General features: G+C 56.6%; 17 protein-coding genes. 6 read left to right on the forward strand and 11 right to left on the reverse strand.

Features of this window, described 5'->3' with window-relative positions; all coding sequences use genetic code 11:
* Positions 1-122: 122 nt before the first annotated feature.
* The gene (locus tag L370_RS16345) at positions 123-1,712 is read right to left on the reverse strand and encodes an STY4199 family HEPN domain-containing protein (protein WP_023333756.1); all 1,590 of its coding nucleotides are present in this window, start codon (positions 1,710-1,712) and stop codon (positions 123-125) included.
* Positions 1,713-1,859: 147 nt separating this feature from the next.
* Here L370_RS16345 and L370_RS16340 point away from each other — a divergent pair, with 147 nt between their 5' ends.
* Together L370_RS16340 and L370_RS16335 are read left to right on the forward strand one after the other, a co-directional pair.
* Positions 1,860-2,399, forward strand: a complete 540-nt coding sequence (locus L370_RS16340; RefSeq protein ID WP_023333757.1) for a GNAT family N-acetyltransferase — start codon at positions 1,860-1,862, stop codon at positions 2,397-2,399.
* 71 nt (positions 2,400-2,470) lie between these two features.
* Entirely contained in the window at positions 2,471-2,809 is a 339-nt protein-coding gene (locus L370_RS16335; RefSeq protein WP_023333758.1) for a lysozyme, read from the forward strand.
* Here the strand turns inward: L370_RS16335 and L370_RS16330 are convergent.
* Positions 2,788-3,390, reverse strand: a complete 603-nt coding sequence (locus L370_RS16330; protein WP_023333759.1) for a response regulator transcription factor — start codon at positions 3,388-3,390, stop codon at positions 2,788-2,790. The genes L370_RS16335 and L370_RS16330 overlap by 22 nt on opposite strands.
* Before the next feature lie 154 nt (positions 3,391-3,544).
* On the reverse strand, positions 3,545-4,303 hold the full coding sequence (locus L370_RS16325) for an SDR family NAD(P)-dependent oxidoreductase (protein ID WP_023333760.1): 759 nt from the start codon (positions 4,301-4,303) through the stop codon (positions 3,545-3,547).
* A gap of 119 nt (positions 4,304-4,422) precedes the next feature.
* Here L370_RS16325 and L370_RS16320 point away from each other — a divergent pair, with 119 nt between their 5' ends.
* From L370_RS16320 to L370_RS16310, 3 genes are all read left to right on the forward strand, one after another.
* Positions 4,423-5,322, forward strand: coding sequence for a LysR family transcriptional regulator (locus L370_RS16320; protein ID WP_023333761.1), 900 nt, complete (start codon positions 4,423-4,425; stop codon positions 5,320-5,322).
* Between the two features lie 52 nt (positions 5,323-5,374).
* Entirely contained in the window at positions 5,375-6,400 is a 1,026-nt protein-coding gene (gene yhjD / locus L370_RS16315) for an inner membrane protein YhjD (RefSeq protein WP_023333762.1), read from the forward strand.
* Positions 6,401-6,660: 260 nt separating this feature from the next.
* Positions 6,661-7,983, forward strand: a complete 1,323-nt coding sequence (locus L370_RS16310) for an MFS transporter (RefSeq protein WP_023333763.1) — start codon at positions 6,661-6,663, stop codon at positions 7,981-7,983.
* A gap of 60 nt (positions 7,984-8,043) precedes the next feature.
* On the opposite strand, the gene L370_RS16305 is transcribed toward L370_RS16310, so the two are convergent.
* Both L370_RS16305 and pdeH read right to left on the reverse strand, forming a co-directional pair.
* Positions 8,044-10,086 (reverse strand): AsmA family protein, encoded by a 2,043-nt coding sequence (locus tag L370_RS16305; protein ID WP_023333764.1) that lies wholly within the window; start codon positions 10,084-10,086, stop codon positions 8,044-8,046.
* Between the two features lie 65 nt (positions 10,087-10,151).
* Positions 10,152-10,925: a cyclic-guanylate-specific phosphodiesterase gene (gene pdeH, locus L370_RS16300; protein ID WP_023333765.1), complete on the reverse strand. Its 774-nt coding sequence runs from the start codon at positions 10,923-10,925 to the stop codon at positions 10,152-10,154.
* Between the two features lie 229 nt (positions 10,926-11,154).
* Here pdeH and L370_RS16295 point away from each other — a divergent pair, with 229 nt between their 5' ends.
* Positions 11,155-12,084 carry a 2-dehydro-3-deoxygluconokinase gene (locus L370_RS16295; protein ID WP_023333766.1) on the forward strand — a complete coding sequence of 310 codons (930 nt, stop codon included), beginning with the start codon at positions 11,155-11,157 and terminating at the stop codon, positions 12,082-12,084.
* A gap of 63 nt (positions 12,085-12,147) precedes the next feature.
* Here L370_RS16295 and L370_RS16290 read toward each other — a convergent pair whose 3' ends face one another.
* The 6 genes from L370_RS16290 to bcsB form a co-directional block, all read right to left on the reverse strand.
* Positions 12,148-13,641: a M16 family metallopeptidase gene (locus L370_RS16290; protein WP_023333767.1), complete on the reverse strand. Its 1,494-nt coding sequence runs from the start codon at positions 13,639-13,641 to the stop codon at positions 12,148-12,150.
* Positions 13,642-13,868: 227 nt separating this feature from the next.
* Positions 13,869-15,155 (reverse strand): dicarboxylate/amino acid:cation symporter, encoded by a 1,287-nt coding sequence (locus L370_RS16285; protein ID WP_023333768.1) that lies wholly within the window; start codon positions 15,153-15,155, stop codon positions 13,869-13,871.
* 159 nt (positions 15,156-15,314) lie between these two features.
* A complete protein-coding gene (hmsP, locus tag L370_RS16280; RefSeq protein ID WP_023333769.1) occupies positions 15,315-17,321 on the reverse strand; it encodes a biofilm formation regulator HmsP in 2,007 nt (668 codons plus the stop codon).
* 119 nt (positions 17,322-17,440) lie between these two features.
* A complete protein-coding gene (gene bcsC, locus L370_RS16275; RefSeq protein ID WP_023333770.1) occupies positions 17,441-20,923 on the reverse strand; it encodes a cellulose synthase complex outer membrane protein BcsC in 3,483 nt (1,160 codons plus the stop codon).
* Complete coding sequence (bcsZ, locus tag L370_RS16270; protein WP_023333771.1) at positions 20,905-22,011, reverse strand: cellulose synthase complex periplasmic endoglucanase BcsZ; 1,107 nt, start codon at positions 22,009-22,011, stop codon at positions 20,905-20,907. The genes bcsC and bcsZ overlap by 19 nt, the downstream gene beginning before the upstream one ends.
* A gap of 6 nt (positions 22,012-22,017) precedes the next feature.
* Positions 22,018-24,438, reverse strand: a complete 2,421-nt coding sequence (bcsB, locus tag L370_RS16265; RefSeq protein ID WP_050582363.1) for a cellulose biosynthesis cyclic di-GMP-binding regulatory protein BcsB — start codon at positions 24,436-24,438, stop codon at positions 22,018-22,020.

A 24,438-nucleotide genomic window follows, 5' to 3' on the forward strand; every position in this document is an offset into this window, starting at 1 on the left:
ACCCCTCACCCTAACCCTAACCCTAACCCTAACCCTCTCCCCAGAGGGGAGAGGGGACTGCACGGTGCGCTCTTTATCTCCCTCGCCCCTTTGGGGAGAGGGCTGGGGTGAGGGGAAAAATTTTAGCGAATCACCTCATAAATGGCACTCTGAATAGACTGCCATTTTTTCGTGGTGGCATCCGGCTGTGACTGCGCGCGGCGTGTGGCCATGTCGAGATCGTGCTGCTGGCGTTTCACCACGGCAGGCACGGTGCAGAAGGCTTTGAGGTACTCTTTACGTACCGAGGTCAGAGACTCGCCGTTCGACATGGCGTGGCTGAGCGTGTTGATGAAGCGACGGCACGGCTTCTCTTCCGCCATGTTCTGCCGGTAGCGCAACATCAACTCCAGCACATCGTCATAGCCTGCCGACATCGCCTCTTCGGTCCAGGAGAGCTTCCAGTCCATACCGCCCTGCAAAAATAGCAGGCTTACGCGAGTATCGTTGCGGTTAATGGCCGAGCGGAAATTATTCTCGTCCCAGGTCACGCCCATACGCGTGAGCGTTTCGCGCGAGGAAGGCGTCTCGCGCATTTCCTGCGGAGGGGCCGCTTCAGCCGCTCTGGCGCTGGCTGGCTGCGGTTTGCTGCTGGTCACCAGCCAGAAGCCCCCCGCCACGATGGCAATCACCATGACGCCAACCGCTCCCCATAGCGCACCGGAAATGAGCTGCTCGCGTTGTTCTGGGGTGCGCGGCGCGCGCTGGGTCGGCTTTTCAATGGTGTCACGGACTTCAAACAGATCCCCACCGGTGACCCGATCCATTTTCTGCGCTTTTTCCCAGAAGGTATGCAATTCGCTGGCATCTACCGCCATAAATCCGGCCGGATTGACGCGCGTTCTCCCCTCCTCAAACGCGCGTTGCACTGGCCGCGCGATCTGCGCGTAGTAGTTATCCAGCAGCTGAATTTGCGCCGAGCTTAACGTTTTCTGAACGGTAATGTTGTTGCGGATTTGCCGAATGTCATCGAGGAAGGTTTGCAGCGTTTTGCGCGGTTCAACCAGCAGCGTCAGCATAGACGGGTCGCTGAACAGCGAGGCGTAATAGCGGCTGAACTCTTTTTTATCCACCAGCATCTGCGCCAGCTCGCTGAACATCATGCCGCTCAGGACATCGTTGATCTCGCCAAGCTTCAGCCAGCGCCGCACGCGGTCAGCGTTAAACAGGGTCTTAAGATGGTTGTTCAGCCGCACCTGATCGGGCCAGGCCTGCTGGATGAGCCCTTTAATCATCAGCTCAATTGCGCGTACCTGCTTTTGCGCCTGCTGCTGCTGAAGTTCGCTTCCCGGCGCCAGGTCCGTGCTGTAGGTCAACAGCGGCTGCTGCAGGCGCAGGTGTTCCAGCGCGGTCACAAACCGCATCGCCGCAATAAGCTGGTTTTCACTCACATCCTGTCCGCTTTCATACTGCGGAACGCGCTGCTGCAGCAGGCGCAGCTGGAGCGTAAATTCCGACATCTCGGCATCATTCAGGTTGAGTTTTTTCGCAACGGCTCCCCAGCCGCCCAGAGCTAATCGCGCGCTGTCGAGTTGTTCCAGGAACCATCGTGGATCTTTGCCCTCAGAAGCATGTACATTCAGAAGAAGCAAAATTTCCACCGACGCATGGCGAATGACCGCCAGACAGTGTTCGAACTGTTCGCGAATATGGTGTGATGTGCTGAGAGTCATTGTTTTCCTTAAGCGACAACGAGACATCCGGAATGGGCACGAGACGGCCCTTTTTCTTTTTATTTATACGCGGTTAACCATACCTGACTTTCTGTTGAAATAAAGTGACAACCCTAAAATCATTTAAAATGTTTCAGGAGAATCCGAATGCCGGTTTTAATTACCCCTCGCCTTACCTGTTCGCCCCTGCAGGAACAAGACTGGCCCTTTTTTCTGGCGCTACAGCAGCATCCCGACGTTATGCGCTTTGTGGCGGAAGACCGCCCCGTCGCGGCGATCCGCGAGGCGTTTGATTCGCGCCTGACGCCATGGTCACCAGGCAGCGCGCACTGGCTTTGTCTCGTCGTACGTGATACCGCCTCACAGGTTCCGCTGGGCGTTACCGGGTATATTCATCGGGAGGAGGACTGCGCTGAAGTGGGCTTCCTTTTCGCACCCGAGGCGCAGGGGAAAGGCTACGGCTTTGAATCCCTGAAAGCGCTTTGCGATTACGCTTTTCATCAGGGCGGTATACGGCGACTCACCGCCACCGTCACCGCGGGGAATGTCGCTTCACGACGCCTGCTGGAAAAAGCCCGCTTTCGCCTGGAAGGCGAATTACGCGAGAGCTATTACCTTGCGGGGCGCTGGCAAAATGACTGGCTATTTGGTTTATTACAGCAGGAATACCTGAATAATAATTCCTGATCAACAGCCATTTGGCGGATATTTCTCGGACATCGTTTCGTCTACAGTATCGCTATTAAGAGGAAACGAATATGAAAGGTCATGCGCTGAAAATATCTTCTGCCGCCATTGCGTTAATAAAAAAACATCAGGGTCTTTCTCTGGAGAAATATCGTGACGAGAACGGATTATGGGTTATTGGCTACGGCCACGTGATCTGCGATCGGGCGGATTTTCACGGTCCCGTCACGCCTGCCGAGGCAGAAGATTTGTTGCATGACGATATTCAGCTCTGTGAGGCGCTGCTGCGGGAAAATGTGACGCGTCCATTAACCCAACAGCAGCATGATGCGCTGGTTATGATGATATTCAGTTTCGGCGTGATGCCTTCACTCCCAAACGCGATTTTTCAGGCCGTTGCACGGGTATAGAGCAGGGCCGCCTGCGTTCTGTTTTTCACGTCCAGCCGCCGGAAAAGCGCCTCGAGGTGCGCTTTTACCGTGGCCGCACTGATGTTGAGATTGCGTCCGATCTCTTTATTTGACTCCCCCGCCGCCAGCAGTTTCAGCACGTCGCGCTGACGCTCGCTCAGGGATAATAACGCCTGAGGCGACGACGGCAGGCTGACCCACTCTCCGGGAAAACAGACCATCCCTCTGGACACCGAATCCAGCACGGCGGAAAACCGCTCGGGGTGGGCATTTCGGGGAATAATGGCCATGATGTTTCGCTGCCGCAACTGCTCAACCCATCTGGCCTCTTTTTTCGCCAGAACCAGAATCACGCGTATCGCCGGAAAGCGTTGCGTCATCTCTTCCAGCAAAGCGCTCCCGTCGTCCTGGATGACATTACCGTCAATTATGACGATAGCTGACGGCGAAGCGGAAACCTGGGTCCATAAATCGTCTGCCTGACAGGTCCCTGTCATATCTATTTCCGGAATTAACGCCTGAAGGCTGTGTATCGCTCCGTGAATAAAGAGTGAATGCCTGTCAAACATGATTACTCGCATCGTTTTTCTCCCTCTGAGAATAGCGAAGGGCGATTCTACAGAGGGGTTGTTTAAGAAAAAACTCAACGAATGGAGACGTTACAAATCCCCCGTGTTCTTTATATCTGTCAGTATCTGGACACATTCGCCTTAAGGATTTCCTTAAGCGCGTACATCACAGGAACATGCCGCCTGATACTTCAATACGTTGCGCGTTCATCCAGCCCAGTTTATCGCTGAGCAGTGCCGCAATGGCATCGCCAATATCGTCCGGCAGCCCGACCCGTCCCAGCGCCGTCTGCGAGGCCAGCAGCTGGTTCAGCTCCGCGTTGTCGCGAACGCGTCCGCCGCCAAAGTCAGTTTCTATCGCGCCCGGCGCAATGATATTGACGGAAATTCCACGCGCGCCGAGCTCTTTCGCCTGATAACGCGTCAGCACTTCCATCGCCCCCTTCATCGCCGCGTAGGTCCCTGAGCCCGGCTGGGTAAAACGGGCCAGACCGCTGGAGACGTTGAGGATACGTCCCCCGTCGTTAAGCAGCGGCAGCAGGCGCTGTGTCAGGAAGAAAGGTCCTTTGAAATGAATGTTCAGCGCCTCATCGAACTGGGCTTCCGTCGTGTCGGTATAGGGCGCATATAAACCCGTCCCGGCATTGTTCAATAAATAGTCAAAGGTTTCACGCTGCCAGACGGTCCTGAGGATTTCCTGAAGCTGTCGAGCAAAATTATCAAAACCCGTAATATCCCCGACGTTCAGCCGTAATGCCGCTGCATTAACGCCTTTTTGCTGAATTTCATGCACAACATCCAGCGCTTCCTGCTGGCTACGGTTGTATGTCAGGATGACTCCCGTGCCGTCTGCCGCCAGCTTTAACGCAGCGTTTTTACCCAGACCGCGGCTACCACCCGTCACTAATGCGATACGTTCACTCATCATATACCTCGTTTTGGCTGTTATGGAGATTGAGAAAGAGCTTATTAGGTGATAGAAAATCAATAAAGATGGGTTAGAACGCTTCACTGTTTCAACTGCAACAACAATGAGCTTCCTCTATGGATAAAATTCACGCAATGCAGTTATTCGTTCGCGTCGCGGAACTGGAGAGTTTTTCCCGCGCAGCCGAAACATTAACCCTGCCGAAAGGCAGCGTTTCACGGCAAATTCAGGCCCTGGAAAACCGGCTTGGCACCCAGCTATTGCACCGCACCACGCGCCGAGTCAGCCTGACGCAGGACGGCATGGTCTATTACGAGCGGGCAAAAGATCTGCTGGCAAACCTTGATGAACTCGACGGCATGTTTCAGCACGATCCCTCCAGCATCAGCGGTCGGCTCCGCGTGGATATGCCCGTCGGCGTTGCTCGAAATTTAGTCATCCCTAAACTGCCTGCTTTTCTGCAGCACTATCCGGGCATTGAACTGGAACTAAGCAGCAGCGATCGCCTGGTGGATGTGATCCGTGAAGGGTTTGATTGCGTCGTCCGCGTCGGCACGCTGAAGGATTCAGGGCTGATCGCCCGTCCGCTGGGCAAGCTGTCGGTGATTAACTGCGCCAGCCCGGATTATCTGGCGCGTTTTGGCTACCCGGAAACGCTGGACGATTTAGGCTCACACGCCGTGATCCACTACGCCGCGATGCTGGGAGCCCGCCCACAGGGCTTTGAGTTTTATAACGGCAGTGCGACCCAGTGGATAAAAACGGGCGGGGTGTTAACCGTCAACAGCACGGAAACTTACCAGGCCGCCTGTCTCGCCGGGCTGGGCATTATTCAGGTTCCGCGGGTTGGGGTGCGTGATTTACTGCGCGCGAAGAAACTGATTGAGATCCTCCCGCAATACCGGGCCGAACCGATGCCTGTCTCGCTGATTTATCCCCACCGCCGCAACCTCTCCCGAAGAGTACATTTGTTCATGGAGTGGCTAACTGAACTCACAAAAGCTTACGTGGACTAGTCGCAGGCTATAATTCAAAAACACATCCAGCTCAACGAAAAGGAAAAGACGCGTGACGCCGGAAAACAATCCGCAACGACCCACCCAACATTTAGAGTATGAACCCGTCAAAAAGATGGAAACCGGGCCCGAAGAGGCCACTTCACCAGGCACCGCCAGTAAAGCGCTGGGGACCGTCACCGGCATCGCCGCGAGAATTCAGCAGTTTCCCATGGTGGCGCATCTGATCCGCGCGACCGAGCGTTTTAATGACCGCATGGGAAATCAGTTTGGCGCCGCCATCACCTATTTTTCGTTCCTGTCGATGATCCCAATCCTGATGGTGTCGTTTGCGGCAGCCGGTTTTGTGCTCGCGTCGCACCCGACGCTGCTGCAGGATATCTTCAATAAGATCCTGAATAACGTCAGTGACCCGACCCTTGCCAGCACGCTCAAGAGCACCATCAATACCGCCGTTCAGCAGCGTACTACCGTCGGCATCGTCGGTTTACTGATTGCGCTTTACTCCGGCGTTAACTGGATGGGCAACCTGCGCGAGGCCATCCGCGCCCAGTCGCGCGACGTCTGGGAGCGTAAGCCACAGGACCAGGAGAAAATTTGGGTTAAGTATCTCCGCGATTTTGTTTCGCTGATTGGCCTGCTCGTCGCGCTGATCGTGACGCTTTCCATTACCTCCGTGGCGGGCTCGGCGCAGCAGATGATCATCTCCGCGCTCTATCTTGATTATATCGAATGGCTGAAGCCCGCCTGGCGCGGCATTGGGCTGGCCATTTCTATCTTCGCCAACTACCTCCTGTTCTTCTGGATCTTCTGGCGCTTGCCCCGCCATCGTCCGCGCAAGAAGGCGCTGATCCGCGGTACATTGATTGCGGCGATCGGCTTTGAAGTGATTAAAATCGTGATGACGTACACCTTACCGTCACTGGTTAAATCCCCTTCCGGTGCGGCGTTTGGCTCGGTGCTGGGGCTGATGGCGTTCTTCTACTTCTTCGCCCGTTTAACCCTGTTCTGCGCGGCGTGGATCGCCACTGCCGAGTACAAAGACGACCCGCGAATGCCGGGCAAAACGCACCGGTAACTCCGCTCTCGGGCTGAAATTTCAGCCCGATTCATCATTTCAGCATATAAATCCAGTCCGTAACTTTTATTTAACCAAAAACCAGTTTAATTGACTGATATTTAAAATCTGTGAAGCATTTCATAGACGTGTTTTGGCTGGCCTGAAAATTATCCGCTTTTTGTTGCTTTTATAACCAGCACGCGGCTTTGTTACAGATTGAAATGTCGCTTTTGCTGTGCGTAATATGGCCTTTCGTTCGACAAAAATAAGAAAATATTATGCAAGCAACAGCCACCACACTCGACTCAGGAACGGAAAACGTTCCGGTAAACTCGCGCAATAAAGTCGTCGTCGCCTCGCTGATTGGCACTGCCATTGAGTTCTTCGACTTTTATATTTATGCCACCGCCGCGGTCATCGTCTTCCCGCATATTTTCTTCCCGCAGGGCGATCCGACGGCGGCTACGCTGCAGTCTCTGGCGACCTTTGCCATCGCGTTTGTTGCGCGTCCGATTGGCTCTGCGCTGTTTGGACACTTTGGCGATCGCATTGGCCGCAAAGTCACCCTGGTGGCCTCGCTGCTGACGATGGGCATCTCCACAGTGGCCATCGGTCTGCTGCCGACCTATGAAACCATCGGCATTCTGGCGCCGGTCCTGCTGGCGCTGGCGCGTTTTGGTCAGGGTCTGGGCCTGGGCGGTGAATGGGGCGGCGCGGCGCTGCTGGCCACCGAGAACGCCCCGGCGCGCAAGCGCGCGCTGTATGGCTCATTCCCGCAGCTTGGCGCACCGATTGGCTTCTTCTTTGCCAACGGGACGTTCCTGCTGCTCTCCTGGCTGCTGACGGATGAACAGTTCATGAGCTGGGGCTGGCGTATTCCGTTTGTCTTCTCTGCCGTACTGGTGCTGATTGGTCTGTATGTGCGCGTCTCCCTGCACGAAACGCCGGTCTTTGCCAAAGTCGCGGCAGCGAAAAAACAGGTAAAAGTACCGCTGGGAACGCTGCTGACCAAACACGTCCGCGTGACCGTGCTGGGCACGTTTATCATGCTGGCAACCTATACGCTGTTCTACATCATGACCGTCTATTCCATGACGTACAGCACCGCCGCCGCGCCGGTTGGGCTGGGGCTTCCGCGTAACGAAGTGCTGTGGATGCTGATGATGGCGGTGATTGGCTTCGGTGTGATGGTGCCGATTGCGGGCCTGCTGGCGGATAAGTTTGGTCGCCGCTCAAGCATGATTGTGATCACCACACTGATTATTCTGTTCGCGCTGTTCGTCTTCCCGCCGCTGCTGGGGTCCGGTAGCCCTGCGCTGGTGATGGCGTATCTGCTGATTGGCCTGAGCCTGATGGGCCTGACCTTCGGCCCGATGGGCGCGCTGCTGCCGGAGCTGTTCCCGACGGAAGTGCGTTATACGGGCGCGTCGTTCTCCTACAACGTTGCCTCAATTCTGGGCGCGTCCGTTGCGCCGTATATCGCTACCTGGCTGCAGGCGAACTATGGTCTGTTCTACGTGGGCGTCTATCTGGCGGCCATGGCGGCGCTGACGCTGATTGCGCTGCTGCTGACGCACGAGACTAAGCACCAGGCTCTGTAATTCATTGCGGCCTGATGCCCTCACCCCGGCCCTCTCCCACAGGGAGAGGGAGAAAGGGAGCTACTTCTTCATCTGCGACAAAATAGTCCGGCACTGATTCGCTTCGCCTTCTGACGGGGAAATCAACGCCAGCAGCGCCGCGGCCGGGGTGACCAGCGTCGCAAGCGCTGCAGCCACTGCACCACGCGCAATCAGCGGACCGGGCTTCACGCCCGCCTGCGGATTTTTGAAGGTCCCGCGCACGTAAAGCGGCGAGCGCAGAGTGATGATACGGATCCCCTTACTTTCCGGATCAATCGTCAAATCAAGCTGCTCCGAGGCCATGCTGGCGGTACCGGTCACGTTAATCACCGCATTTTCCGTATCGAAGGCAAAAATCTGCGGGCGCGCCACGCCGTTAACCAGATCCAGATTGGCCGCCGCGCAGTTCACCCGCACCTCGTCATCACCGAAGATTTGCCCGATGACGTAGTTACCGACGTTCAGCCCCAGGATCTCCATCAGGTTGCGGCTGACCAGCCCGTCGTTCATCAGCAATTTCAGGTTACCATTGCCGCTGCCCAACAGCGCCGCCACCGAGTTCCCTACGCCGCGAATGTCGGCATCACCGTTCATTTCACCGAGGGTTTTCTGCATCAACTCTACGTTCGGCATCAGCTCTTTCAGCTTCAATCGACGCGCCTGGATCTCCGCCCGTCCCTGCATCGGCTTCTTATCGCCTTCCAGGTGAATATTCGAGGAAATCGTCCCGCCCGCCATGCCGAACTTCAGCGGCTGCAGGCGCAGGTCGGCGTTTTTGAGAAGGATATGGGTCGAAAGATTGCTGATCGGCAGCGTACTGCCATGTTCAATTTTTCCGCCTTTAAAGCGCACATCCGCATCCATCACGTCCCATTTGTCGGTTTCGAAGCGATCGTATGGCAGCACTTTACCCGCAGGCTGAACATCCTTTTTGACCTCTTTCGACCTGGTTCCTTTGCCCGAATCCACGCCAATCAGCGGGCCCAGGTCGGCCAGACGCAGCTGGCGGGACTCAACATCCCCTTCCAGTTTCGGGCGCGGTTTTCCGGTGGTGTAGGTCAGCGTGCCGTGGATGTCGCTGTCGCCGATGCGGCCGTTGAAATCCCGGTAGTCAAAAACGGACGATTTTTCGGTGTCGATTTTGGCGACCAGATGCCCGTCCGTTTCGAACGGCGGGGTATCCGGCAGCAGTACGCCTGTCAGGTCATACAGCTCGCCCAGCGAATCGCCGGCAAATTTAAGCTGAAGGTCGACGCCCCCCATATTCATCGGGTCGTTTACCGTGCCCACGAACGCCACGCGGGTGTTACCGGAACGGAAGTCCGCCTGCACCGGGAACGGCGTACCTTCGCTCCGTAGCGCCAGCATGCCGCCTATTTTCCCTTTTCCGCTCAGCGGCTGGCCGTTGTAACGCCCTTTTGCCGTCAGTCCGAAGACATAGTCACCTACGCTTGCCGCGTCGCCTTTTGCTTTCGTGCCCGTGACCTCGCTAAACGGCAGCGGTTTGCCCAGCGGATCGACCAGGATCTCCACATCCGCCTTGCTGACCTTATCGTCGATGGCGATCCGTCCGCGATCGAAAAGAATATTGTCGAGACGGAATGACCAGGAAGAAGGGTGGGCATCCGGATCTTTTTCGCTGTCGCTGGCGAGGTTAAACGTCCAGTTGTTGTTTTTTTCTGAGAGTCGGATCAGACGCGCATCGGGCTGCTGAAGTTTGATCCACGGCAGATAGACCGTTTTGGTGAGGAGCGCCAGCGGAGCCAGCGTGGCTTCAACGCGCGGCAGGTGGATCATTGTGACGTCCGGGATATCCGGCGGGTTGCCGAGAATGATGTCGTCGGCATGGACGTGTGGCCAGGGGATCCAGCTTCGCCAGCCGGGCTCCTCTTTCTGACGCTCCCACACCACGCCTAAATCACCGCGTATGGCGAAGGGGCGGTTCAGTTCGGTTGAGACTTTCTGGTTGATGGTCGGCTTAAGACGGTTCCAGTCAAACGTCGCAATAATGATGGCGACGACCACGATCAACAACAAGAAAATCCCTGCTGTCCAGGAGATTACCCTGGTTGTTCTTGTCATTTTTATCCCCTTTCCTGATGACCTGTTCTGTAAAACTATAGTCCAGACAAAGGGAAGCGGGCTTATCAGAGGGTCGTTATAACGTTATCGAGGCGATCCATGGGTACCGGGCGAGAGAGATAATAGCCTTGCGCCGCCGCTGCGGGAGAGTTTTGCACATCACGCCACTCTTCCAATGTTTCCACACCTTCAACAATCACGCCCTGGCAATAGCGGTTCATCAGCTGTAATAACAGCGTAAACAGATTCCGCCCTTCCGGGGTCTGACGCAGCATAATGAACAGATCGCGGGCCACTTTAATGTAGTCGTAGCGCACTTCACTCAGGGCGGAGAAGTTCGCCATGCCGGTGCCAAAGTCATCCAGCCACAGCGGGCCGTATTCGCATATCGACGCAAACGAGGAATCCTGCGGCAGGCGGACATGCTCCACCAGCTCAAAGCGCATCCACGGCAGGGTGGCGATCAGCTCCTGCAATTTCGCGTTCTGGCGCAGCGCCAGCAGGGTTGGGCCATCGACGTTCACCGAGGCGAGGATATCGTGCTGCTCGAAAAAGGAGTGCTTCGTCGCCAGCATACGAAGCTGCTCTTCCAGCACGTCCAGACGCTGGCGAACGGCCACTTCGGCAAAGTAGCGATCCGGCGCGATGCGCTGAGTAGGGTTTGAGGGGTGCGTAACGACGGTCAAAATTTCAATTGCCATCAGTCGACCATCTGTTCGGTAGATCGGCTGATAGGTATACACACGCTCACATTGCAGCCAGTAGCGATGCTCCTGCAAGTTCTCAATACTTGCCTCAGGCGTAGTGCTCAGCCGCTGGATAACCTGCTCTGACTTCATTTCAGATGTCCTGTTGTTGGGATAGCCTTTCTGGACTCGTCACAGGATTATCGGCGCGACAATTGAGAACTTTATGTTCAATTCACCGGGAAAATGAAATTAAGATGACAGAAATGCGCGGGAACACGCGCTGGCTCAAATAAAATAATGGAACGTTGTTTTAATATAGTTGACCGGTTAATTCACTCAGCGCACACTGCTGATAATTCTTCTGTTCAGGTTCACGACTATGTCCAAAAAAATTGCCGTGATTGGCGAATGCATGATTGAGCTGTCACAAAAAGGCGCGGAAGTCAGCCGCGGATTTGGTGGCGATACGTTAAACACGTCCGTTTATATTGCCCGTCAGGTCGCGCCTGACGCGCTCACCGTGAACTACGTTACCGCTCTGGGCACGGACAGCTTCAGCCAGCAAATGCTGGAGGCCTGGCAGAGTGAACATGTTGAAACGTCCCTGATTCAGCGTATGGAAAACCGCCTCCCGGGGCTTTATTACATCGAAACCGACAGTACCGGCGAACGCACGTTTTATTACTGGCGTAACGAGGCCGCGGCCAAATTCTGGCTGGAGAGCGACGCGGCCGCAGCCATCTGCGAAGAGCTGGCGACATTTGACTATCTCTATTTAAGCGGCATTAGCCTGGCGATTTTAAGCCCCGCCAGCCGAGAAAAGCTGCTCTCGCTGCTGCGCGAATGCCGTGCAAACGGCGGTAAGGTTATTTTCGATAACAACTACCGCCCGCGCCTGTGGGCCAGCCGCGAAGAGACGCAGCAGGTCTATCAACAGATGCTGCAGTGCACCGACATCGCCTTCCTGACGCTCGACGATGAAGACGCCTTGTGGGGTCAGAAACCGGTTGATGAGGTGATTGCACGCACGCAGGCGGCTGGCGTAAGCGAAGTGGTGATTAAGCGCGGTGCGGAGTCGTGCCTGGTCGCGGTGGCGGGTGAGGCCCTGATTGACGTTCCGGCGGTGAAGCTTGCCAAAGAGAAGGTGATTGATACCACGGCGGCAGGTGATTCATTCAGCGCGGGCTATCTGGCGGTACGTCTGACGGGTGGAACGCCGGAAGCGGCGGCACAGCGTGGGCACCTGACGGCCAGCACGGTGATTCAGTATCGCGGGGCGATTATTCCGCGCAAGGCGATGCCTGTTTAAGTAAGGTGCGGGCTGATGCCCTCACCCTAACCCTCTCCCACAGGGAGAGGGTATGTTTAAGCATTACTGCCCCTGCGGAATATCCGTCGCGTCCGGATGTAAATCATCAGCCGTGGCGGCCTGCGCTGGCTGCGGCGCGGTAGCCATAATGGAATCCCAGGTCGTCTGAAGTTCCTTCATGTCATATTCCGGCTCGCCCTTCGGTTGCAGGAGAATCAACGCCATCTCCTGCGACAGCTGCTGACGTAGATCCTGATTGAGCATATCGACGGTCAGACCGTTCAGGAAGTCCTGACGAAGCTTCTGATACTGTTCCGGCGCAATGTCCACCACCTGATTCTGCAGGGAACGAATACGCTGGCTGATCAGAATGTCGGTATCGGCGCGAGCGTAGGTCGCAAACAGCTTCTGCAGCTCAAGTTTTTTCTGCGCCACAAGCGCGTTAAATTCCTCTTCGGAAAGCCCCTCTTTACGCACTTTTGCCAGCTCTTTCGCGACCACACCCAGATTGGCATTCAGCTTATCGCCCGGCGATTCAACGTTAATGGCGCACTGCGCACGCTGGAACAGCACGCGGCAGTCAAAGCCAAGACCGATATTCTTCACGTTGTTCTTACTCAGCGTCTGCTGAACGTGCCAGAACAGCGCTTCACGCGCCAGGTCGGCACGCCAGTAGCGCAACATCGCCGAGGACTCGCGGATGGGCTGCCAGGCGTTATCCCACATGACGGAGAGGCGATCCTGACGCACAGCGTCCGTCATAATACTGACAGGCTCTGCACGCAGCGGAGAGAGCGTCGGAACAGGGGCTGGCGTTTCACGCTTGCCTTTCAAATCACCAAACGCTTTGTTGATCTGCTCCACCACCGCGCGGCTGTCCACGTTACCCACCACGATCAGCGTCATGGCGTCTGGGGTGTACCACTTCTGGTAGAACGATTTTACCTGTTCGGCGTCCACCGGCTGCTTCAGCGGTTCAGCCGGATCGTGTCCCAGCAGCGTCGAGCCCTTCAGGCGGTAACGCCACCAGCCCTCTTTGGTATCTCCAGGCCAGGTCGCCACCATGTCGCTGTTGCTCAGCGCATAGTTGACGGTGTCCGGCGTAATCGCCAGGTTGCCAGAGGCATCGGAGAGATACGTAAGCGCTTCTTTAAGCAGGTCGTTACGGTTGTTTGGCAGGCTCAGGTTAAACATGGTGTAGTCATACGAGACAACAGCCGGGGGGAGTGGGCGTTTCGGATCGATGGCCTGTTGCCAAAGCGAACGCACCTGAACCGCTTGCAGGCTGCCGCTCTGCGTGAGCGCCAGCCGGGGAATAAAATGGCTAAAACCGGTTTGCTGAGTGCTTTCCGTGAGGGAACCGGTATTAATGGACAGACGGATTTCAATACGGTCACTGGGACGTTGCGGAGTGGCTAACACCTGCCACTGAAAACCGTTCGCTAATGTCCCTTGTTGCCAGGCCGGGTCTGGCTGGAGCGCATCTGCCTGCACATAACTGGCTGCTGCCATCATCAGCAAACCGCCGGTTAAGAGTCGAATTTTTGTGCCCTGCATGTGAACCCCTGATCAACATTCCTGGTTAAAAAAGAGTGTTTCGCGACGCGCTTCACTCTTAAAGATGACGATGAAAACACGTCGATTAGACCGCGTGTTCGGCAAAACGTCACGGTCAGAAGTGAAATATACCCAAAAAAAATCTTGTCGAATTATGACAGGTACGAACAGTTATTATGCGCAGGAGCCCGCATCCCGACAAGGGAATACGGGCATTTGTGACAAGATTAAGAGGATAAGCCAGGATTTTTGCTGTCAGTTGAGCGGTTATTCAGAGTATCGTCGAGCTTTTTGTGATCCAGCTCTTTCACCCATTTCGCCACCACCACCGTTGCCACGCCGTTACCCACCAGGTTGGTCAACGCACGCGCCTCTGACATGAAGCGGTCAATACCCAGAATCAACGCCAGACCCGCCACCGGCAGGTGACCCACCGCGGAAATGGTGGCAGCCAGCACGATAAAGCCACTGCCCGTCACGCCTGCCGCGCCTTTAGAGGAGAGCAGGAGCACCACCAGCAGGGTAATCTGATGGAAAATATCCATATGGCTGTTGGTCGCCTGAGCGATAAACACGGCCGCCATTGTCAGGTATATCGAGGTACCGTCCAGGTTGAAGGAGTAGCCCGTCGGGATCACCAGCCCGACCACCGATTTACGACATCCCAGCTTTTCCATCTTGTCGAGCATACGCGGCAGCGCCGATTCTGAAGATGAGGTCCCCAGAACAATCAGCAGCTCTTCGCGGATGTAACGGATAAATTTGAAGATGTTGAAGCCTGTCGCGCGGGCGATGGAACCCAGCACCACGACCACGAAAAGGATACAGGTGATATAGAAGCAGATAATCAGCTGACCCAGTTGCACCAGCGTACCGACGCCATACTTACCGATGGTGAAGGCCATCGCACCGAAGGCACCGATCGGCGCCAGGCGCATGATCATATTGATGATGCCGAAAATCACCTGCGAGAAGCTTTCAATAACATTAAAGATAAGCTGGCCTTTGCTGCCCAGACGGTGCAGGGCAAAGCCAAACAGCACGGCGAACAGCAGCACCTGCAGGATATTACCGCTGGCGAACGCGCCAATGACGCTGCCCGGTATCACGTCCAGCAGGAAGGCCACCACGCCCTGATCTTTCGCCTGCTCGGCATACACCGCGACCGCTTTGGCATCCAGCGTTGACGGGTCTACGTTCATCCCCGCACCTGGCTGCACCACGTTGACGATGATCAGACCAATAATCAGCGCAAGGGTACTGACCACTTCAAAATAGAGAAGCGCCACTGCACCGGTACGACCGACCGCCTTCATGCTTTCCATGCCAGCGATGCCCGTCACGACGGTACAGAAGATCACCGGAGCGATGACCATTTTGATGAGCTTAACGAACGCGTCGCCAAGTGGTTTCATTTGCGCGCCCAGTTCAGGGTAATAGTGACCCAGCAGAATACCGATGGCGATGGCTGTCAGGACCTGGAAATAAAGACTTTTGAAGAGTGAGGTTTTCATAAGGTGTCCTTGGGAAGAAAAACCACAGGCTTTGTAAGGTTATGGTTAACCTGCGGCTTTAAAATAACACCCACATAACAGGACAGAAATAAACTCAGTTCAAATTTGAAACACAAATGTTAAGAACTTTGAGCTGGCTCGCACAAGCCAGCAACAAAATTACACTTTTGCGTGGTTGTCAGCACCAGAAAGGTATCGTTGTTCAAAGACATCCGAAGGAACAGCAGGGGCAAAAAGGAAGCCTTGCCCGCTCTCCACACCCGCCTCTGCCAGCCAGGCGCGCTGTGCTTCGGTTTCAATTCCTTCGGCAATAAGATGCAGGTTGAGGCTGCGCGCCATCTGGATAATCGCCTGCACCATGCTGCTGTCGTCCGGCAAACCGTCAACAAACGCTTTGTCAATTTTGAGCACATCCACCGGAAGGGTTTTCATATGCTGAAGCTGGCGCAGCCCGGCGTAGCCCATACCAAAATCATCCAGCGCAATGCGAATGCCGGCATTACGCAGCGGCTTCAGGATCGCGACCGCCTCATTGGGATCGTCAATGCGTCGGCTTTCCGTCACTTCCAGGGTTAACGTATCAGGCTTGATGCGGTAACGGTGGATCAGCTCCAGCATCTCTGAAACCATGGTCGGGTGCTTAAGCTGCAGGGCAGACAAATTGACCGAGAGCGGCAGCGTCACGCCGCGCTCCTGCCAGGCGGCAAGCTGACGGCAGGACTCCTCCAGCACCCAGTAGCCGACGGTAACCATCAGGCCGCAGGACTCAATGCGCTCAATCAGCCCTTCCGGCAGCTCCCACGAACCATCCGGCTGCTGCAGACGCAGCAGCGCCTCGGCGCTTTTCACTTCTCCCGTCAGCAAATTCACCTGCGGCTGTAGCCAGAGAGCAAACTGGCGGTTATCCAGCGCGGTCAGGATGTCGCTTTCTTCCGTCAGGCGCTGCTGCGCCTTTTCCATCTGCTCAGGGTCGAAGAACTGGATCTGATTTTTCCCTTTGCGCCGGGCGGTAAACGCCGCCGAGAAGGCGCGACGATAAAGCTGTTCCGCCGTTAAATCGCCATAGTACATCGCAATACCGATACTGGCGCTTGGACGAAGCTGAATACCCTGAATGGGCAACCGCTCATTAATGACAGTGAGTACTTGCTGACCTAATGTGATCGCATGCCACGGCTCTTTTACGCCATTGGCAATCACCACCAGGTCGTAACCGCTGACCTGGGTCAGCACCATGCGCGGGGCAAGGACAGACTTCACTTTTTCCACCAGAGTCAGCAGCAGCATTTCGCGCTGGCTCTCCTTGAGCACGCCAGCCGTGTCCTGCAGGGTTTCACAGGCAATTGCCATCAGCGCCGTGGTTTGCTGACGGGCAACGGTCTGCTCCAGCATCGCCATCAGAAACGCTTTATTGGGAAGCTCCGACACCGGAAAGCGCGTGGCGCTGCTGTTTAACTCATCCTGCTGACGCTGGATGCGCTGCTGGTTGAGGTTATAGCTACGCACCAGCATACCTATCTCATCGTCATGATGCAGACGCGGCAGCTCAAGCTGATGTCCCATCTGATCCTGCGGAGCAAGCGTATTCAGCTCGCGGGCGATACGGCGCAGCGGATGAACAATCAACCGGTTAATACACCAGGTGAGCGCCACGCTGAGGATCAGCGTCATAAGTAAGCAAGTGGTCACTAACGTAACCACCCAGCTCATGACGAATTTATACATGCGGTAGGAGTCCGCCTGTAAAACCAGGTAGGCCAACGGCTGCGGATTCGCAGGACGTTCAAGAGAATAAACGGGCAGCGAAATTTGTACCGGCAGTTCAAACAGGCGCATCACCATCATCGGGACGGGACGCTCCGGGATAAAGCTCATCCGCAGCGCCTGAAACTGGTTAGGCAAGACGACATCGGCGCGGCTAACGACGCCGGCAGGCTGAATGCGTTTTAAAATGGTTTCCGCTTCGGGAATATCCCCTTTCAGGATAGAGGCAGAAAGCGGGCCGCGTACCGAGCGGGCAATACTTTCTAACTGTGAAGCCGTGTTATAGCGATTCTGCTGTACGGCATGAAACAGCAAAATTACGCAGAAGAGCAGTACAAACAGCATGGTGACGCCAGAGACCATCGCCATCTGTTTGATTGTTAAGGAACGGCTGACACGCAAAATGACTCTCCACAAAACTCGAAGCGCAGGGCTCGCCAGGGTGCAAACCTGGCGCGCCTGAGTATACCCGATTGCCGCGCTATTAAGAGAGACTTACAAATGGATTAAGGAAAATCCGATTACCAGTCTGCGTAAGGGATGAGCGGCTGCGGCGGCAAGTCCATATCACCCTGCCAGCCTGCAGCAGAGTAACGCACATAGATCAGCGCATGGCTTGGGGTATAATCTTTCGCTTCCTGAATATCCACGCCCATGCCCACAAACCAGTTGGACGTTACGCGGCGTTCGATAATGGCCCGCGCGGTATAACCCGTGCCTGAGGAACTGCTGCCGGTTTCCATCGCGCCCCGGTCAGTATAGCGACCTGGCTCATCGGTCGGGATCAGACTCTGGATCGGGTAGCGCAGCTCGTCTTTGGTTTTGGAATGAGACCAGGACACCGAGCCACCCAGCTCCCAGGACCAGTTCTCCGTGCGTTTACGCCAGGTCACCGGCAGTGCGAAGGAGACATACTCCTGCGGGCTGTAGTAACCGCCCTGACCCAGGGTATAACCGCTCAGGTCTTTGTCGTAGTGCCAGAGCATATTGGAGACGCCGACCGTCAGGCGCTCATTGTTTTTATTAATGAGCTTGTAGTAGTAACCCGTCATCCAGCGGACACGCCAGTTATCTTCCACATTTTTACCCGTCAGCGTTTCCGCGTTCAGGCTTGACCAGACGCCGTTCGCTTCCCCTTTGTCATAGCTCAAGCTTACGCCGCCACCGGTGGCACGTACGCCGCCCCAGGTGGTGCCGGTGTTGGTATCTTTTTGTCCGGCAAAGGCCAGCAGAGAGCTGGAGATTGGACGACGATGGGCGTTAACGGTATAGCCGACAGGCCCCAGGTCGCTGCTGTAGCTGATGCCGCCCACCACGTCGACGACGTCAAAGCCCATTGGCGTGGTGCCAATATCCATTGCCCAGGTTTTATTCTGCCAGCCGACGGCGACGCTCGCGCCATTGTCTGACTGGTGAGTGCTGCCGCTACACGGCGTCGCAGAACACGTCCCCCAGCTCGGATCGTACTTCCCGTCTTTCGTCGCAAACGAGCCGGCATCCATATTGACCAGATCGCTTCTGAAGAACATTCGCCCGTCAGAGAGCGGCGCATCCACCTGCAGCATGGTGGTATGCGCTTTCAGGTCGGAATAGCCGCCCGTACCGCTCGAGCCCCAGTAGTCGTGCTGCAGCGTGACGTTAACATCCTGCTGACGGTACAAGTCACCGGCATCGCTGCGCACGCCGCGCTTCAGCCAGTCGTCCTTTTCATCGTTACGCGTCAACCGGGTGAAACTGTCATTGTCGGCCGGGCGGGTCGTCGTGATGCCGGACGACACCATCGCATCTTTATAGGTTTCCAGCGCCTGCTGAGGCTGCCCGTTTTGCGCCTGGAAACGCGCGGCATCACGTAACACCAGCGCATTTTCCATGGAGCCGGGCTGCGATTTAGCCTGCGGAATAATTTTGTTGAAGGTCTGTTCTGCCGCAGCGGAATCGCCCAGACCTGCCTGCGCCATCGCGATCCGGCGCTGCATGTTAAGCGACTGCGGCTGGCCGTTTTGCGCGGCGGGCAGTTTTGCCAGCTCTGCCCGCGCGGCATCGTTGTTACCCTGCGCACTATAAATCTCGGTCAGGCCGAGGATCGCGTCTTCGTTCTGCGGTTCACGCTGCAGAACGGCGCTGTACGTCGTTTTCGCCGACGCCAGATCGCCACGCTGCTGCGCCCAGTCCGCCAGCGTCAGGTCGATGCGGGTGGAGGTCGGCTGCTGACGCAGAAGGTTTTCCGCCTCCTGCTCTTTGCCGCTGTCGCGCAGACGGTTGGCGGTTTCCAGCACCTGGTTGCTTTGCAGGCGGTCGGCAAGCTCCTGAATATTGCCGTTCCACTGGCTGCGCGGCAGCGTGTCCAGATGCGCCAGCGCGGCGCGATCCTGATCGTTGCCCGAAAGATAAAGCCCGTTGGCGTATACCTGATCCGGGTCGGACGGCTTCTGGCTGGCAAGCTGGCGCATCAGGGTATCCGCCTGGTTGCGCTGACCCGCGCTGTAGAGATCGCGCGAGAGACGATAGGTTATCCAAACGTCGCCGGGCGAGAGCGCCAGACGACGACGCTGAATCTCTGCCGCCTGAGCGTATTTCCCCTGATTTTCCAGCTGTTCTGCCTGAGCGGAGAGCTGCTCGTTGGTCAGACTGCGTTCAATATCATCAATGCTCCGGCGCTGGCTGGCGGAGAGAGACTGGATAAACTGCGAGGCCTTTTCCGGGGACTGCGCGCGGTAGATATTGGCCAGGCCGCGGACCGCATTGCTGTTGCCGCTGTCCATACGCAGCGCCTGGCGATAATAACGTTCCGCCGCGTCGTTATCTTTACGCGCCGCGGCGGCATCGCCCAGCCCCAGCACGGCATAACTGTCGGTATTGTCGATACCGCGTGCCTGCTGATAGTAACGCTCCGCCTGCGCCGGGTTATTCGCCTTCAGCGCCGCATCGCCCTGCTGGATCAGCAGCCAGTAACGGTTAACCTTCAGCAAACTGTCCCATTTACCCCGGTTATCGCTCTGGGGATCGAGAGCAATCGCCTTTTCAAACTGCGCCACCGCGCGGGCGCGGTCGCCTTTCTGGGAATAAGCCTGGCCAAGGGCGCCCACCGCTTCACTGTCGGCATGGTTGGCGCTGACGGCTTTTTGCAGCTCTGCCACCGCCTTGCTTCCCTGCCCGGCATCCACCGCCGCCAGCCCTTCCGCTTTCGCGCGGAACGCCGGATCGGCGAGCTGTTTTTGCTGCGCTTCAAGCTGGGCACGCGCCGCAGCGACGCTGTCACCGTCGCTGAAAACGCTCAGGTATTTTTGCAGCGCGCTGACGCTGGCGCTGCTGGCAGGCTGACCTTTTATTTGGTCATACCACATATCAGACGCCTGGTTACGGCCATTGTTAGATTTGGCCATCTCCTGCAACACCGCAAAGCCTTCGTCACGGCGTCCGCTCTGGAACAAAAGCTGGGACAGCGTCGCCTGCAGCTGTGTGTTTCCGGGGCTGCTGCTGTTTATTTTCTTAAGCTGGTTAATGGCTGCATTCCGGCGAGCGGGGTCTTTCGCCACGACGTTCCAGTATTCCGTGGCCACATCGCCGCCCGGCGGGTTGCCGTCAAACAGCTTGTCATAGGCCGCAATCGCCTCCTGCGTGTGCCCCGTGGTGGCGAGCAGTCGCGCCTGCTGGAGCTGCTGGCGACCATCCGGCGTGGAAAGCAGCATCGTGTTGCGAGATGACTGGTACGCACTCGAACCCGGCGCGATCCCTTTCAGACGATCCAGCTCTTTTTGCGCGCCAGCGTTATCGCCCTGACGCAGCAGGTAGCGAAAGCGTGCGGCAATCACGTCAGGGTTGTTCGGGTCAATCAGCTCAAGGCGATAGAGCGACTGACGAACCAAATCCTCACGCTGTGTCGATTCGCCCAGCCTCACCTGCTCCAGCAGCTGTTTCTGCTGCGGAGAGTTGGCGGCCTGGGCCCATGGCATAAGCGCCAGGCCAAGCGATAAACTGAGTAGATTTACTGTGAACTTGCGCATTCCTGGCCCCAATCCGGTATTAATTCACCTTTTGCGGTGAAGCGAAAACGATGCTGATCCCATCCTTGCCCAAAAAGAGTCAGCACGTAGCTGTAATAGGCATTGTTATCGGGAAAATAGTCTGCAACGCGCTGGCGCTGAACCGCCTGGGCATCGCGCTGTTGTAAAAACGGCAGCATGGCGGCAGAGAACCCGACCGGGCCGTCGCCGGTGCGTTTCCCCGTCGCCACATCCACTTTCTCCGGTGGCACACCCCGTTTCATTGTCTTTGCCGCCATCGGATGGAAGCGCGTCAGCAGCCGGGTTTTCTGAGGATCGTTGTCACTCATCATGCCCACCCAGAGATAAACGCGGATGGCGTCGTAGCCGCCCACCAGCGATTTATCCTGCTGTAACCGCCAGCCTTTGCTTTTCTGATACTGCACCCAGTCCGGCGAAAAACCTTTCGGCGCACTCTCCAGCAGCAGGCGCAGATTGGTTTCACGAAGCTGGGTCCACGGGGTACCAAAACGCGTGAAATAACTCGCTAACTGCGGAGGAAGATAGCTGGGGTTAAAGCGCCAGACGTGTTCATCGTCAAAACCGACTTTACCGGGAAGCAGCATTGCGCCGAGCCCAGGCACGTTCACCACTTCCTCGCTGGCAATGCGTTTCAGCAGCGCCTTGCCCGTGCGGATATAGTCCGGATGTTTCCACAAACGACCCGCTTCGAGCAGTGACCAGGCGATCCAGACATCGGCATCAGAGGCGGAGTTGGTATCAATCACCGCCCACGTATCTTTATCTTTCTGACCCCACAGCCAGGCTGGCAGATGGTCGTTGAGATTGCCGCTGGCAAGATTATCGCGCGTCCAGGTTAGCACCTGGTCAAACGCGTTGCGATCGTTCGCCGCCAGGGCAAAGAACAAGGCGTAGCTTTGCCCTTCCGAGGTCGTAATTTTGCGCGTGTCGCTGGGATCAACGACACGCCCGCCCTCACTGATGTAATCCTTTTTAAACTGCTCCCAGGCAGGCCAGCTACAGGCGGCGCGCAGAGGAAGCGCCGCCAGCATCAACGCTGCTAATACACACCAGCGAAAGGCTTTCATCACATCTTACTCATCCGGGTTCAGGCGACGACGGCTGATGATACGCAGCAGACGCCACAGCACCCATGCCAGCAAGACCACGCTGACCGCAGCCAGGATGGCAAGCAGAACCGGATGGTTAGCCAGCGCATACCACAGGCGTTCGAACCACGGCAGATGGCCTACGTAATACACATCACCTACGCGCAGGCTATTAACGCCGGACTCACGGATCACCGACACAGAACCAAACATCGCGGCACGTTTACCGCTGTCGTTCATGGCCGTATTGAGCAGTTCATACCCGCGCGGGCTGTCCGCCAGGAGAGCCACCACGCTACGCTGGTCGTTGTAAGGTGACTGGAAGCCCACCACCGCAGCCATTGCCCCCTGAGACGTTACCGTCGTCTGCGCGCTGGCCTGACGATCGTTCACATCCGGCATAATGCTCGGGAACTCGGTCTGACGCAGCGGCGTGTTAACCCAGGACTGGGCCGCTTTCACCAGCAGATCGATACGTTTGTCATCCTTCAGCGTATCCGGAATGGTACCGATCACCATGATGTCAGCGTCTTTGTTCTGAATCTGGCTGCCATCGTCCGTCAAGGTGACGTTAATCGCCGGTAATCCCGTCTGCCCCCCAACGGCCGCCATGGTGTCCAGCAGGGTCGTGACCTGCCCTTCGCTTGGCGCTTTTGGCATCACGACAATGGAGTCAGAGAGATCGGCCATGCGGCTGAATGGGAAGCCCGCGTTAGCAAAGGCGCGCAGATCCGGCATCGCCAGGAAGTGATAGTACTTCGAGAAGTCGATGGTCGACTCATCGCCAATCACGACGTGGTTCTGGACCGGCTGGAAGGTGATGCAGTTTTCCGCCGAGCCGCCAGGCATCGGGTTCATGTACTGGAAGTCAAAGCGCAGCTGATTTATCGCACCCAGCTTCAGTGCCGGGATGGAGACATCCGTTTTACCGTCCAGCAGCCCCTGCAATACCGGCAGGCGAAGCATCAGGCGGTTAGTATCCTGGGTGCTTTGCAGGCTGAACGATTGCAGGAACTGGTTGTTCAGGCTGATATCCATGCGCGAGCTGTCTTTGGTCGCTGGCGCGGTATAGCGGTAGTTCAGATTGATATCAATGCCGTTGGTACGCAGCAGGTACAGATCCGGCGGCAGATTCAGTGACAGGCTAATCGGCGCGGGCTCAAGCCCCGTTGCCTGCAGCTGTTCTTCATAGGTTTTCAGTTCGCCAAATGTCACCGCACGGTCGGTACGCACCCAGTTTGGCGCATCATAAGGTTTACGCGCCAGAAGCGGTTTAACCTCATCCACCACCACGCTGTTACCGCGGAAAAGGACATTGCCTTGGGCAATCGCTTTTGCGGCCTGCACCAGATCTTTATCATCACGGCCAAAGACCACCAGCAGCTTCACGTACGGGTTTTCCGGGTGGCTTATCATCTCAACGGTCGGCGCTTTGACGTCCGGATGATCGCGCAGGAAGGCCGGGCGTTTTGCGTTGGTCGCAAACACAATGGCATTTCTGTCCGGCAGTTTGTCATACATCGCCGGGAAGCTCTGTCCACGCCACCCGGCACGTGAACCAAACCAGGACGCCACGATGGTAGCCGCCAGCTGCTCGGTCACGTCCGGGGAAGAGGCAAACACCATCGGCAGCGTGAGCGGACGGTTATCACGCGGGTCAAAGAACGGAACCGGGAATGCCGAGAGATCGTTTTTCAGCGCCAGCGACTGGTAGGTCATCTGCAGCGAGGAGTTACGTCCGACGTCCATCCACAGCGTGTTGCTGGACGGGTTTTCGCAGACATCGCGGTAGTGACCGACAAATTCCAGACGAATACGGTTAAAGTCAGTGATGAACAGCGGGTTGATCGGCACCTGAGCCTGGGTTTTCTTGCCCAGCTGCTCTTTCGTGACCGGCAGCACGTCCATCAGTTCATCATTCAGGTAGACCTTCAGCTGAGACTGTGTCGGCAGCAGAGACGGCGACGGGGTGTATTCAAGGTTCAGCACCGCATTAGAGACGACCTCATCGCTGCGCATACCAAACTCAATGCCGCCGTTAGGGTTGATGCCGCGCAGCACCATACTGCCCGGAGGCGGTGCGATTTGCGCGAAGGTCAGCTTCACGTCCCGCGACGGCGCATTGTCCGCGACGACGGGCGCATTCGCCCCCCGGACGCCGGGCATCACCTGCCCGATGACCTGGCCGTCTGCCGGCAGGGTGTTCCCCTCCGTTGGCTGGTTCGGCGTGATATTTTCTGTTTGGCCAGGTGCCGCGGTCACAACCGGATCGGTTGCCTGCGCGACGACAGGTACCGTTGGCGCAGGCGTTGCCGCTGCGTTATCAGGAGCTGCGTTAGCCATTGTTGCGGGGAGGACATTCATCCCCATTGCCACTGCACATAACCAGGAAAGTTTTGTTTTCAT

The organism is Enterobacter sp. MGH 24, assembly GCF_000493015.1.
GTDB lineage: Bacteria > Pseudomonadota > Gammaproteobacteria > Enterobacterales > Enterobacteriaceae > Enterobacter.